The 915-nt window shown below is 48.4% G+C and carries 1 protein-coding gene; it reads right to left on the minus strand.

Features of this window, described 5'->3' with window-relative positions:
• On the minus strand, positions 1–915 hold a 915-nt coding region (locus R7040_RS25235), incomplete at both ends, for a lamin tail domain-containing protein (protein ID WP_318097386.1).

The raw sequence follows: 915 nt of genomic DNA on the forward strand, positions 1-915 counted from the left end.
TGCGAGTAACAAACAAATCACTGGCTGAGTTCAGCGTCACTTGCATCCCTTCATGTCGCTCTAACGCATCACGCAGAGTTTCGCCTTCTTTGATCACAAGCGGCGTCACCAATGGAGTGTCTGACGTGCCAGTTTTTACATAGCTGGTTGCGTCAGAAGAAAGCTGAGTATTGCTGTAGTACTCCTGAACCTTACCTTTCACACAAACTACGTCACCAGGCTTTAGCTCGGTATCTGCGGCGTTCGTATGAATAAATAGACCTTCTGACGTCTTATCGTTGTTATCGTTCTCGATAGCTTGCAGGTAGAAGCCTTTCGTCAAACCGCTAGTAACAGCGCTCACGACACCAGTAACAAAATGCTCTTCTGTCGTAATGTATGGGTAACCATCGATAAATGGCGAAGAAGCACCTTCACCTTGAATGTCTTGAATGGATGTGAACGTTGGCGCGTGTCCATCCACTTCACACACAAATGTTGCAGGTGGCTCAGCTGCATTCAGCTCGCCCAAGCCATCAATGTTGTCTTTTGCTAACGTTGTCCATTGAGAAGATTGGAAAGTCGCAGAAGGCGTCAGTGCGTCACCGTTACGTACCAAAGTGGCGTCTTTGCCAAATGCTACACCACCCATCACGCCGACCATGTCGTGAACTTCACCATCTTTTAATAGTGCGAGAGGATCGTCACCATTAAAGTTCGCCACGTTTTTATCGGTCTGGTCAGCCACTGCTTTAATCGCATCGCTGGCATCGCCATGGGCAAGAACAAACACCTGCTTCGCTTGCAACGTTACTTGGCTCAAATCGATCTTGCTGCCCCAAGTGCCACCACCATTAGATGATTTCGCTAGCTCATAACCTGTTAGCGTGACTGCGGCATCACCGGTATTCGCGATCTCGACCGCTTTATTATACG

This window comes from Vibrio sp. 1069, assembly GCF_033340555.1.